General features: G+C 70.3%; 8 protein-coding genes and 2 tRNA genes. 7 read left to right on the forward strand and 3 right to left on the reverse strand.

Annotated features, from left to right (window positions below; genetic code table 11):
• Window positions 1-399: 399 nt before the first annotated feature.
• Together O7623_RS22640 and O7623_RS22645 are read left to right on the forward strand one after the other, a co-directional pair.
• A complete protein-coding gene (locus O7623_RS22640; protein ID WP_282229514.1) occupies window positions 400-1,905 on the forward strand; it encodes an ISL3 family transposase in 1,506 nt (501 codons plus the stop codon).
• A gap of 285 nt (window positions 1,906-2,190) precedes the next feature.
• Window positions 2,191-3,030, forward strand: coding sequence for an IS5 family transposase (locus O7623_RS22645; RefSeq protein WP_282225020.1), 840 nt, complete (start codon window positions 2,191-2,193; stop codon window positions 3,028-3,030).
• A 120-nt stretch (window positions 3,031-3,150) separates the two neighbouring features.
• Here the strand turns inward: O7623_RS22645 and O7623_RS22650 are convergent.
• From O7623_RS22650 to O7623_RS22660, 3 genes are all read right to left on the reverse strand, one after another.
• Window positions 3,151-3,223, reverse strand: a tRNA-Arg gene (locus tag O7623_RS22650).
• Window positions 3,224-3,259: 36 nt separating this feature from the next.
• Window positions 3,260-3,350: transfer RNA gene (locus O7623_RS22655), tRNA-Ser, on the reverse strand.
• Between the two features lie 119 nt (window positions 3,351-3,469).
• On the reverse strand, window positions 3,470-4,780 hold the full coding sequence (locus O7623_RS22660) for a multidrug effflux MFS transporter (protein WP_282225021.1): 1,311 nt from the start codon (window positions 4,778-4,780) through the stop codon (window positions 3,470-3,472).
• 154 nt (window positions 4,781-4,934) lie between these two features.
• On the opposite strand from O7623_RS22660, the gene O7623_RS22665 reads away from it, so the two are divergent.
• The 5 genes from O7623_RS22665 to O7623_RS22685 all read left to right on the forward strand — a co-directional run bounded on the left by O7623_RS22665 (window position 4,935) and on the right by O7623_RS22685 (window position 12,528).
• Window positions 4,935-6,140 (forward strand): transposase, encoded by a 1,206-nt coding sequence (locus O7623_RS22665; protein WP_282225022.1) that lies wholly within the window; start codon window positions 4,935-4,937, stop codon window positions 6,138-6,140.
• Between the two features lie 544 nt (window positions 6,141-6,684).
• Entirely contained in the window at window positions 6,685-7,356 is a 672-nt protein-coding gene (locus tag O7623_RS22670) for a trypsin-like serine protease (RefSeq protein ID WP_282225023.1), read from the forward strand.
• 195 nt (window positions 7,357-7,551) lie between these two features.
• Window positions 7,552-8,451, forward strand: a complete 900-nt coding sequence (locus tag O7623_RS22675) for a hypothetical protein (RefSeq protein WP_282225024.1) — start codon at window positions 7,552-7,554, stop codon at window positions 8,449-8,451.
• A complete protein-coding gene (locus O7623_RS22680) occupies window positions 8,448-11,543 on the forward strand; it encodes a LuxR family transcriptional regulator (protein WP_282225025.1) in 3,096 nt (1,031 codons plus the stop codon). Before O7623_RS22675 ends, O7623_RS22680 begins: the two co-directional genes overlap by 4 nt.
• Before the next feature lie 220 nt (window positions 11,544-11,763).
• Window positions 11,764-12,528, forward strand: a complete 765-nt coding sequence (locus O7623_RS22685) for a DUF5995 family protein (RefSeq protein ID WP_282225026.1) — start codon at window positions 11,764-11,766, stop codon at window positions 12,526-12,528.
• Window positions 12,529-12,545: the final 17 nt, after the last annotated feature.

Raw genomic sequence — 12,545 nt, forward strand, 5'->3', positions numbered from 1 at the left:
GCGCATCCGCGGCGAGTCCCCGCGCGTCGACCTTGTCGTTTAGTCATGATCGATTGCGATCATGGGCAATGGGTACCCCGCCCCACCTCATGCCGGGGTAGTACCCAATCGTGAATCGGGCGACACCCTACGCACCTGCACAATCCATGACGGTATGAAGACGACTGTGGCCAGACGTCTAGAGTGACGTGGTCTGGGGTGGTGCCCGGCGGTGCCAGGTGTGGGGATATCACAGGACGGAGTTCCTGGCGGGCTGTGGCCGCGAACAGGCGCCGCCGTGTCGTCGCTTCCTGAAAAGGGTCTGTAAGAACAACGGCCCTGTCTCACATCCGGTGGTGACGGAGGGTCGTCCGGCTCGTTGACACCCGCGTGATCGACGCCAACACGCTTGCGCAGACGGTGTTTTCGGGTCTTTCCCCGCTGGTCATCGAGGATGTGGTCGACGAGGGCGAGCGGATCGTGGTGCGGGCACGGACTCCACACGGCACCGCTGTCTGTCCGATGTGCGGCGTTCAGTCGGGCCGGGTGCACGGATACCACCTACGGACCGTCACCGACGTGCCGGTCGACGGACGGCAGGTCGTCCTCCGGGTCCGGGTGCGACGCCTGGTATGCCCCACCCACGGCTGCCAGCAGACCTTCCGCGAGCAGACCCCCGGAATCCTGGAGCGCTACCAACGACGCACACACCGGCTGTCCCAGCAGGTCAAGGCCGTCGTCACCGAACTGGCGGGCCGAGCAGGGGCACGGCTACTCGCGGCCCTCACCATGGGGCTGTCCCGCCACACGGCCCTGCGGGCCCTGCTGCGCATCCCGCTACCCACCGCACGCACGCCCCGGGTGATCGGCGTCGACGACTTCGCTCTACGGCGGCGGCACCGCTACGCCACCGTCATCATCGACGCCGAAACCCACGACCGCATCGACGTACTACCCGACCGCGCCGCCGACACCCTGGAAGCCTGGCTGCGCGAGCATCCCGGGATCGAGGTCGTCTGCCGTGACGGCTCCGCCACCTACGCCCAGGCCATCCGCCGCGCCCTGCCCGACGCGGTGCAGGTCGCGGACAGGTGGCACCTGTGGCACAACCTGTGCGAAGCCGCCCTCAGCGAAGTGAAGGCGCACAGCACCTGCTGGGCCGCCGTGCTGGACGCACCGGTGTATGACGGACCCCGCGCGCAGACGACCCTGCACCGCTGGCACCAGGTCCACCATCTGCTCGACCAGGGCGTGGGCCTGCTGGAATGCGCCCGCCGCCTCCAACTGGCGCTCAACACCGTCAAACGCTACGCCCGAGCCGACCGACCCGAACGGATCCTCCGCGTCCCCAAGTACCGGCCCAGCCTCGTCGACCCCTACCGCGAGCACCTGCGCACCCGCCGGGCCGAGGACCCCGCCGTCCCCGTCGCGCACCTCTACGACCAGATCAAGGCCCTCGGCTTCACCGGCTGCCTCAACCTGCTGCACAAGTACATCAACCAGGGCCGCGCCGACGCCGACCGCAGTCACATCTCCCCACGCCGGCTCGCCCGGATGATCCTCACCCGACCCGCCACCCTCACACCCGACCACCGCGACCTCCTGGCACGGCTGACCGCGGCCTGCCCCGAGATGACCGAACTCGCCGCCGCCGTCGGGCGCTTCGCCGTACTCCTGACCCCTCACGCAGGAAACACCGACCGGCTCTCCCGCTGGATCGACCAGGTCCGCACCGTCGACCTGCCGCACCTGCACGCCTTCACCCGGGGCCTGGACCGCGACCGCGACGCCGTGAACGCCGCGCTCACGCTGCCCTACAGCAACAGCCCCACCGAAGGCGTCAACACCAAGACCAAACGCATCGCACGCCAAATGCACGGACGAGCAGGCTTCACCCTCCTCCGCCACCGCATCCTCCTCGGATAACGGCACGCTCCGTCACCACCGGATGTGAGCCAGGGCCGAAAACTTGACAGACCCGAGAGTGGAGCCACCGTAACTGGCCTCAAGATGATTGGGGCGAGCATCCACCACTCGAGGAGTCCGCCGTTCCAGTATTCGGACTAGCTAGCCAGCGGGAAGCTTCGCTGTCTAAACGTCCTCGTGCGGGGGTGGTACGGCACCGGACGGAGCAGGACGTGAGAGGGTGTTTGACAAGGGTGTCGCACGGCGTGTCCGACTGATGGTTGCCGATGGATCGGTAGTCCGTGCATGGGAAGGCGACGGGCGTACCCCTCGGACCTGACGGATGAGCAGTGGGCGGTCATCGAGCTGATACTGCCGTTGATCAAGGAGCCTGGTCGGGTGCCGAAGCACCCGCGTCGGGACATCGTGGACGCGATCCTCTACGTGATCGTCGGTGGTGTGTCGTGGCGGCAGCTGCCGGCGGACTTCCCGCCGTGGCAGACGGTGTACTGGCAGTTCAGGCAGTGGGAGAGGCGTGGGGTCACCGAACGGATCGTGTGGGTGTTGCGGGAGGAGCTACGGGTCGACGCGGGCCGGGATCCGCAGCCGTCGGCGGGGATCATCGACTCGCAGAGCGTCAAGGGTGCGGACACCGTCGGGTCGGACAGCCGTGGCTATGACGCGGGGAAGAAGATCAACGGCAGGAGGCGGTTCATCGTGACCGACACGATGGGTCTGCTGGTCACGGTGTGGGTGCTCGCCGCGTCGTGGCAGGACCGGGACGGGGGCAGGGGTGCGCTGGTCGCGGCCATGGCGGCGACGCCGTCGCTGCGTCTGGTCTTCGCTGACCAGGGGTTCGCGGGCAGGTTTGTCGACTGGTGTGACTCGGTGTTGGGGCTGGCGGTGGAGATCGTGCGTCCGCCGGCGGGTCAGCGCGGGTTTCAGGTGCACCGCCGGCGGTGGGTGGTCGAGCGCACGTTGGCCTGGTTGACCGCCTGTCGGCGTCTGGCCCGTGACTACGAACGCCACCCGGCGGTGTCGGAAGCGATGATCCGGTGGGCGGCGATCAATCAGATGGTGCGTCGATTAACTCGCGGTGGACCCTCTCGCCGTCAGCGACGTCGGACCTTCGACTGGCCCGACTGACACCCCTGTCAAACACCCACTGAGGCACGCTCGTCGTACGAGCACCCAACCGACCACAAGGGATGGAAAGGCGAAGGGGCCTGACTGCCGTCTCGGCAGGTCAGACCCCTGTTGATCTTGCGCGCCCGAAGGGACTCGAACCCCTAACCTTCTGATCCGTAGTCAGATGCTCTATCCGTTGAGCTACGGGCGCAGGCTGCCTGGCAAGCATACACACCCTGCCGAAGCGCGGAGACTCCGGGATTCGAACCCGGGAGGGGCGGTAAGACCCCAACCGCATTAGCAGTGCGGCGCCATAGACCAGACTAGGCGAAGTCTCCTCGGCGGCCGCTGCAGACCACCGCCGACCGAGGATACAGGGCGGGGCGCTGCCGGGGCAAAGCACCCTGCCCTGGGTCGTATCACCCCGACCTCCAGGGGTGGTACGACCCAGGCTCGGTCAGTGCCCTCCCAGTGGGATCGACTCGTTGCGGTCCGGAACCGGCAACCGGCCGGGCCGTACGACGACCACCAGCACGATGACTGCGGCCAGCATGCCGCCGGTGATCACTGTCGCCATCGCGGTGCTGCCGGTGCCGAGCATGCCGACGGCTGGTGCGGCGAGTGCGCCGACCCCGAACTGCACGGCGCCGAGTAGCGCGGAGGCAGTGCCGGCGGCTTCGCCGTGGCCGGCCAGTGCCAGGGCCGGCGCGTTCGGCAGGGCGAAGCCGGTGGCGGCGAGCACGGCCCAGAGCGGGATCAGCACCCCGGCGAGTCCGCCGAAGTTCGTGACGGCGAAGCCGAGGAGCACGATGCCGCACGTCAGAGCGGCGATCAGGGAGGTCAGCAGGATCTGCTGCGGGGAGTAGCGGCGCAGGAGCCGAACGTTCAGCTGGGTCGCGGTGATCATGCCGATCGCGCCGGCCCCGAAGGCGATGCCGAACTGCTGCTCGTCCAGCCCGTACTGGTCCTGCAGCACGAAGGACGAGCCGGCGACGTACGCGAAGAGTGCCGCCATGGCGAAGCCGGCGACCAGCACGAGGCCGACGAAGACGCGGTCGCGCAGCAGGCTGCCGTACACGCGCAGGGTGTCCAGCACCCGCGCCGGGCGACGGTGGTGCGGCGGGAGCGTCTCCGGCAGGCCGAACATGGTCACCGCGAACAGTGCGACCCCCAGTACGGCGAGTGCGGCGAACACCCCGCGCCACTGGGTCCAGTTCAGCAGAGCGCTGCCGAGCGTGGGCGCGAGCACCGGCGCCACTCCCATTACCAGCAGCAGCCGGGACAACACCCGGGCGAACGCGATGCCGGTGAACAGGTCACGGACGACGGCCATCGCGATCACCGAGGCGGCTGCGGCGCCGAAGCCCTGCACCACCCGGAGGCCGCCAAGTACCGCGATGTTCGGTGCAATCACACAGAGCAGTGAGGCGAGTACGTGCAGTGCGGTTCCGGCGAGCAACGGTCGCCGCCGGCCCCACACGTCGGAGAGCGGGCCGATGATCAGCTGCCCGACGGCGAGTCCGGCAAGGGTGCCGGTCAGGGTCAACTGGACCCCGGCGGCGGTCGTCTGGAGGTCGTCACCGATCGCCGGCAGCGCGGGCAGGTACATGTCGATCGTCAGTGGGCCGACCGCGATGAGCGTGCCGAGCACCAGGATCAGTCGGACCCGTTGCCACGTGGTGAATAGCTCACCTGGGGTCGGCCCCGCCGCAGGAGTCGACGCGGTGGCGGGAGCCGGCGCGTCCGGGCGTTGGGCGAGCGCTGTCATCGGATTCCTTCCGTGGATACTTCGGTCTTCAGGCCGGGGAGGAACGGAACCCCTGCGGAGCGGGGCAGGGATAGCCGATCCGCCGCCAGGGCGGATCGGCGTCCGTCCACACGCCGCCCCCTGGGCTCATGACGGGATTGTTAGCCTGTGGACTGTGTCCAGGACCGTGAAGCGGGCGTTCAAGTACCGCTTCCACCCCACCCCGGAGCAGGCCGGCGAGCTTGCCCGGACGTTCGGTTGTGTCCGGCTGGTCTACGACATGGCCCTGGCCGCCCGCAGCGAGGCGTGGACCCAGCGTCGGGAACGGGTCACCTACCACGCCACGTCGGCGATGCTGACCGGGTGGAAGAAGACCGACGAACTCGCGTTCCTCAACGACGTCTCCTGCGTCCCTCTGCAGCAGGCGCTGCGGCATCTGCAGACCGCGTTCACCAACTTCTGGGCGAAACGCGCCGGGTATCCGACGTTCAAGTCGAAAAGACGGTCGCGCCGGTCGGCGGAGTACACCGCGAGCGCGTTCCGGTGGCGCGACGGCCGGCTCACCCTGGCGAAGATGTCCGAACCGTTGGACATCGTCTGGTCCCGGCCGCTGCGGCAGGGTGCGGTGCCGTCGACGGTGACGGTGTCGCAGGACCCGGCGGGCCGCTGGTTCGTCTCCCTGCTCTGCGACGACCGGATCGAGCACGTACCGGCGTCGGGTGCGGTAGGGGTCGACGCCGGCCTCGACAGCCTGTTCACCCTCTCCACCGGGGAGAAGGTCCCCAACCCGAGGCACGAACACCGCGACCGCGATCGGCTGGCCCGCGCCCAGCGCAACCTCGCGCGCAAGGCCCGAGGTTCGGCGAACCGGGCCAGAGCCCGACTGGCGGTGGCCCGGGTTCATGCCCGGATCGCCGACCGCCGCCGCGACCACCTGCACAAACTCACCACTCGGCTCGTTCGTGAAAACCAAACGATCGTGATCGAGGACCTGACCGTCCGCAACATGATGGCCAACCACAGTCTGGCCCGCGCCATCTCGGATGCGGCCTGGCGGCAGTTCCGCACCATGCTGGGGTACAAGGCGGACTGGTACGGCCGGGACCTGGTGGTAGTCGACCGCTGGTTCCCGTCGACCCGACGGTGCTCCGCCTGCGGCGCCATCGCTGACCGGATGCCGTTGACGGTCCGGTCGTGGACCTGCCGGTGCGGGCGGACCCACGACCGGGACGTCAACGCGGCCCGCAACATCCTCGCGGAGGGGCTTTCCGTGACTGCCTGTGGAGGCGGTGTAAGACCCCAACGGACGCACGTCCGGACGGGGCGGCCGCCGGCGAAACAGGAACCCCCTGGGGCGACCCAGGGAACCCCAGTCCGTTAGGGCGGGGAGGATTGTCAAGGTGCCTCTTCCGCGAGGGCGCGTCGTCGCGCGCGTGCCGGTGCGGGCCGACCGGCCCAGGTGGGTACGGGTGCTGCGGGACTGCCACGCAGCATCGGTGACAAGGTGGTCGACCTGTCGGGCATTCCCGCTAGGGCCAAGGGTGTGGCGGGTCACAGCGCGGTGCCACCGCCGGCCGGCGCGGTGCGGGGCCCGCTGGATGCCGGCAGCGGATCACGGCCGACGGACCGTGGCGCCGGTGTACCTGGTCACCTTTGATCACCGACGACAATGCATATTGCGCGCATCATATTATCCGTGTACGTCTGGGATCCGTCACACGCTATCAGAAATAATTGCCATGAGTGCTTGTTCGTGAAACCTGCTACCCCTAGCCTCTGGCCTCACCAGTGTGCGATCGGCACATCGGCGTGGCACCCGTCCGGGTGTCACCCACCTCAGGCGTTCCTGCGGTGTGACCCGCAGCAGGACGCCTCGGCCCGGCCGACCCGGAAACCCGGGTTCACCCCTCGGTAAGGAGCCAGACTTGCGTATCCGACTCACCTTGGCGATCGCCGCGACAGCTCTCGTCGGTGTATTCGTCGCGCCGACCGCAGCGGCTGCGGCGCCAGAGCCGATCATTGGCGGCAGTACGGTTTCCTCGGCGCCCTGGGCGGCGGCCGTGTTCCAGAACGGCTCGTTCGCCTGCTCGGGCTCGATCATCGCGCCGCGCTGGGTGCTGACCGCGCGGCACTGCATCGGCGGCACGATGTCCGTACGGGTGGGCAGCGTCTACCGTTCCTCCGGCGGCACGACCAGCTCGGTCAGCGCCACGTACAGCCGCTACGACCTCGGCCTGCTCTACCTGAGCTCGTCCATCTCCACCACCTACGTCACGCTGGCCTCGAGCAACCCGCCGGTCGGCTCGACGAACACGATTTTCGGCTGGGGCCGGACCTGCAGCACCTGCGATGCGTCGCCGCAGCTCAAGACCGCGTCGGTGCGGACGACCACGAATGGCGCCAGTGACGCGTACGGCGGCCCGGCGATCCGCAGCACCGGGGTCAACGGGGTCGCCTGGCGGGGTGATTCCGGTGGCCCGCAGTTCTACAACGGACAGCAGGTCGGCGTCTGCTCGACCGGCAACGGTTCGACCTACCAGAACTACGGATCGGTTGCCGCCAGCCGGAGCTGGATCGCTTCGGTCGCCGGTGTCTGAGTAGCCGTCGGCGCGGGCGGGGTGACCCGTCCGGCCCGGGTGCGGGGTGCCGGTCGGCGCCCCGCACAGCGGTTGCCACACCTCGACGGGCTCGTCCCGGCCGGCGACCGACATCGGGGCCAGCCGCCGGAAGGCCATCCGGGCCCGGACACAACGGTAGGTGTCCCGCGCGACGGCCACCGTGCCGGGTGCGGTGTGCGCCTGGAGCCGGGCCGCGATGTTGATCACGTCACCGGTGAGGAAACCGACGCCGCCGTCGACCGCCTCATCCGGGTCGACGACGGCGGTGCCGGTGGCCACACCGACCCGCAGCGCTGGCCGTACGCCGTGCGGGAACTCGGTACGCCGTACCGCCTCGGCCAGCTCCGCGGCGGCCCGGACCGCCCGGAAAGCGGCCTCGCCCGCGCCGTCGGACTGGCCCGCGCCATCGGACTGGCCCGCGCCGTCGGACTGGCCCGCGCCGTCGGACCGGTCGACCGCGCCGCCCGGGTGGCCGGCGCCGGGCTCGCTCCCGGCACCGAAGACGGCCATGACCGCGTCGCCGATGTACTTCTCCACGATGCCGGCGTGGCGGTGGATGACCGACCGCACCGCGTGGAAGTACCGGAGCTGTATCTGACGGACGTCCTCAGGGTCGAGCCGGGCGGACAGCCTGGTGAAGCCGACCATGTCGACGAAGAGGACGGTGACGGTGCGTCGCTGCGTACACACGGTTGGTCCGATCCACCCGGTCGGCGGTACACGTCGCCGACCGCAGTCGGCACAGTAGCGGTGGGTGGATCGGTCCGAAGCAGTGCAGCTCGGGCAGATCAGGCCCGTGACGGTGGGGTGCCGGTGGTCGCCGGACGGACAGTGGTGGGCATCGGCGACGACCCGCACGGTGTCGAGTCCGGCGCGACGGCTGGGGTTGCGACGGAGCGTCCTCATGATCGCCTCCTGCGCTGTGCTGGTGCTCCGGTTCCGCTCCGAGGTGGACGTGATCCGGTCCGTGCGGACCGACGTATGGAACGGATGGCTGAAACGGTCCCAGCACGGCGCAGCCCTAGGATCTGTAGAACGACGTATGTCAGATACTCCCACCCTTTATGTCGGTGATCGGATTGACACAGTCACGCGAAGCCAGCTCGCTGGCCTGGGGCGCCGACGATGTTCCCTTCGTCGGGCGCCAGGACCAGCTGCGGGTGCTGCACGAGTCGCTACGTAGGGTCGAACGGGGGGACACGGCCGCGGTCTTCGTCATGGGCGAGAGCGGCATCGGCAAGACGCGGCTGCTCAGCGCGGCCAGCGACAGGTTACGGACCGCCGGTGCATTGGTTCTTACTGGCGCATGTCTGGACATTGGGGACTCATCACCATTGCATCCGCTGCGCCAGGCGTTGCGGCGATACCGTCCGGAGCCGGGCCGATCCGGTGCCGTCGCCAGCGCCGCAGCCCGCGACCTGCTCGCGGTGCTCGACGGCGACGCCCGGGACCCCGACGGGGCCGGTGCGGTGCTGGAGCGGGTCTCTCGCGGGCTGGGTGGCGTTGCCGCCGGCCGCACCCTGGTCCTTGCCGTCGACGATCTGCAGTGGGCCGACCTGACCACCCGTCACCTGCTGCTGTACCTGATCGCCGGGTTGAGCGACGTACGGCTGCTGCTGCTCGCCGCCGCCCGCTCCGACACGCTGCAGGCCGACGACCCGATCCGCCGGATGGTGCTGGAACTACGCCGCTCCCGGGCTCGCTCCGGAGCGGTGCACGTGCTGGAGCTGACTCCGTTGGACCGGACCGAGACCGCCGAACTGGTGGCCGAGGTGGTCGGCGGCCAACCCGATCCCGACCTCGCCGAGTCGGTGTGGCGGCGCAGCGGCGGTGTGCCGTTCGTGGCCGAGGAGCTGGCCCGCGACGCCCGCGACGGCCGGGTCGGGCTCTCCGAGACGCTGCGGGAGATCACCCTGGCGCACGTGGACGCGCTGCCGGCCGACGCGCAGCTGGTGGCCCACGCCGTCGCGGCGGGCGTGGAGCCGGTGGCGCACGACCTGCTGGCCGGGGTGGTGCAGCTGGCCGAGGACCGGTTGCTCCAGGCGGTACGGGACGCGGTCGGTCAGCGGGTGCTGCTGTCCGAGCCGGACGGCTACCGGTTCCGCTATCCGTTGATCAGGGAGGTGCTGCAACCCCGGCTGCTGCCGGGTGAGCGGGTCCGCTGGCACCGCCGGTACGCCGAGACCCTCGCCGCCGTACCCTCCGGCGACCTGCAGCACGCCCGCTTGGCGTACCACTGGCGGGAGGCCGGGGAGACGACGCGGGCGTTGCCCGCGGTGGTGGCCGCGGCCGAGGAGGCCGAGCGGCTGTACGGTTTCGCCGAGGCGTTCGAGCACTGGGCCAGCGCCGTGGACCTGGCCAACCAGGTGCCGCCCGCCTGGCTGATGGAGTTCGACGTCACCACACTGGGGCGCCGGGCGGCGGAGGCGGCGCACCGCAGCGGGGAGCACGAGCGTGCGCTGGCGTTGCTGGAGCAGTTGGCGACGAACCTGTTCGGGCCGCCGCCGTCCTGGCTGTACACGCTGCGGGCCCGGTACCTGACGGCGGTCGGGCAGTTGGCCGCCGCCGAGCGCGAGTACGACCGGACGCTCGCCGCCGCCGACGTCGCCCCGAGTGAACGGGTCGCCGCCGCCGCGCACTCGGCCGACCTGCTGCTGCAGCTGTGTCGGTACGCCGACGCCGGTCGGCGGGCCCGTGAGGCCCTCGACCTGGCTGCCGGGGTGCCCGACGCCGCCTCGGCGATGGTGCTGGCGGGGGTGACCCTCGGCTACAGCCAGGCGTACCTCAACGACCCGGCGGCCGGCAAGGAGGCGGTCCGCGAGGCTCGGCGTACCGCCGAGTCGTTCGGCGGCCCGGAGGACGTCGCCGTCGCCGACCTGCAGCTCGCCGAGCTGCTCAGCGGCCCGTTGAACGAGCTGGAGGACGGCGTCGCGGTCGCCCGGCAGGGTGCCGAGCGGGCCGAACGGGTGGGGTTGGCCCGCACGTACGGCACCCGGCTGCTGTCGGTCGCGGCGAACGGTCTGTTCCGGCTGGGCCGGTGGGCCGAGGCCGAGGAGCTGATCGCCGCCGCCCTGCGGCACCGCCCGTCCGGCGCGGACGCGGTCGAGCTGCTGCTCGCGCGGTGCCGGATCCATGTCGGTTTCGGGCGGCTCGACGGTGCCGAGGCCGACCTGGAAGCGATCGAGACGCTGCTCGCCGCCGGTGGCGGGGTCCGGTACATGCTGCCGTTGCTGACGCTGCGGGCCGGTCTGGCGATGTGGCGTGGCCGGCACCGGGAGGCCCGGGACGCGGTCGGGCAGGGGATCGACCTGGCGGAGAGCCGATCCGACGACGTCTGGCTGCAGGCGCCGCTGGTCTGGCACGGGCTGCGGGCCGAGGCGGAGGCCCGGTCGGCCGGCGCGCCGCCCTGCCCGAAGGTCGTGCAGCGGCTGGTCGGGGTGGTCGAGCGGATGGAACGCAGCAGCACCACTGACACCGCGGCCCCGGTACGGGACGCGGTGATCGGCTACCGGGAGCTCTGCGCGGCGGAGATCAGCCGGATCGACGGCCGGTCCGATCCGGCGCTGTGGGACCGGGCCGCCCAGGTGTGGGAGCGGCGCAGCCACCCGTACCCGGCGGCCTACGCCCGGCTGCGGCAGGCGGAGGCGCTGTACGCGATCCGTACCCGTAACGCCGAGGCGACCCGGGCGCTGCAGTCGGCGTACCGGACCGCCCGGCGGCTCGGTGCCCGGCCGTTCACCGAGGAGATCCAGGCGCTGGCGAAGCGGGCCCGGATCGCCCTGCACGCCGGGGAGTCCGAGCCGATGCCCGAGGTGGACAGTGCGGAGCCGGTCACCCTGCGGGCCGGGTTGACCAGCCCGCCCAGCGTCGGCGACCGGGTCGCTCGCGCGCTGGGCAACGAGCGTACCGGCCGGTCGTCGGTGACCGAGCGGACCAGCCGGGTGCTGTCGCCGCGCACGGCGGACGAGTTGGCGGTGCTGACCGACCGGGAGCGGCAGGTGCTGGAGCTGGTGGCGGAGGGGCGGACGAACCGGGCCACCGCCGAGGCGTTGTTCATCAGCGAGCGCACCGTGGGCGTACACGTCTCGAACATCCTGAACAAGCTGCAGGTCAAGACGCGGGTCGAGGCGACCCGGGTGTTCATGCGCAATCAGCCACGTGCCTGAAACCCGACTGTAGACCTGCCAGTCCGGCTGGGGGCGGGCACCGACCGGCCGACCGCACCCGGCCGGTCGACGGTGCCGGTCGGGCGACCGCGTCGGTGTCGGCCGGGATCGGCCAGCGCACACCCGTCGTTGCGCGGATACCTGCGACTTGGCAGGCCCTGCCACTGTAGGGATCGACTGTCTCGAAAGAACAGGGGCCACTGCAGACTGGAGGTGTCCGATGCCGGAACTTCGCTGGGGTCACGTGCACGACCAGATCATGGAGATTCTCTGCCATCGGCCGACCGACGTCGCCGGTGTGGTCGAGGATCTGGCCGCGCTGCAACTGCTGCTGACCGAGGCCACGCCGGACGACCCGGAGAACCCGGTCGCCGACTTCAACCATCTCTACTGGGTCATCACCCGGACCATTCAGGAACGACTCGAGGCCGGTGCGTTCGCCGACCCGGAGTTCCTCACCCTGCTGGACATCGAGTTCGCCGAGCGGTACTTCGAGGCGTTGCGCTGCTGGGGCAACCGGGCCGACACCCCGGCCGCCTGGCAGGTCCTGTTCCGTCGGCTGCGGGACGAGAGCGTACGGTCGTTGCCGTCGGCGGCCGCCGGGGTGAACGCCCATATCAACTACGACCTGCCGTTCGCGCTGCTGAACACCTGGGCGAAGCTGGGGTCGGGTCCGGAGAACGACGCCCAGCACCGCGACTACCTGTACATCAACGAGATCTTCTTCGACCGGATCCCCGAGCTGCGGCGCAGCTACCTGAGCACCTGGCAGATCTGCATCGACCGGTTGAACGGGCGTATCGACGACTGGTACCAGAACCGGTTGGTCGAGTTCACCCGGGACATCGCCTGGCGCGACGCCGCCCGGATGTGGGCGATGCGCGACGACTCGGCGGCGATGGAGAGCGAGCGGATTCGGCTGGACCGGCACACCGCGTTCCTGGGTTGGGCGCTGCTGTCTCCGGTCGGCAGCCTGCTGCAGTGACCGACCGCGGGGCCGAA

The organism is Solwaraspora sp. WMMD791, from assembly GCF_029581195.1.
Classification (GTDB): Bacteria; Actinomycetota; Actinomycetes; order Mycobacteriales; family Micromonosporaceae; genus Micromonospora_E.

What these genes read in the sequence shown, in the direction of transcription:
- O7623_RS22645 (WP_282225020.1), top strand. Translation starts at nt 2,191, where the DNA reads ATGGGAAGGCGACGGGCGTACCCCTCGGACCTGACGGATGAGCAGTGG.
- O7623_RS22685 (WP_282225026.1), top strand. Translation starts at nt 11,764, where the DNA reads ATGCCGGAACTTCGCTGGGGTCACGTGCACGACCAGATCATGGAGATT.
- O7623_RS22660 (WP_282225021.1), bottom strand. Translation starts at nt 4,780, where the DNA reads ATGACAGCGCTCGCCCAACGCCCGGACGCGCCGGCTCCCGCCACCGCG.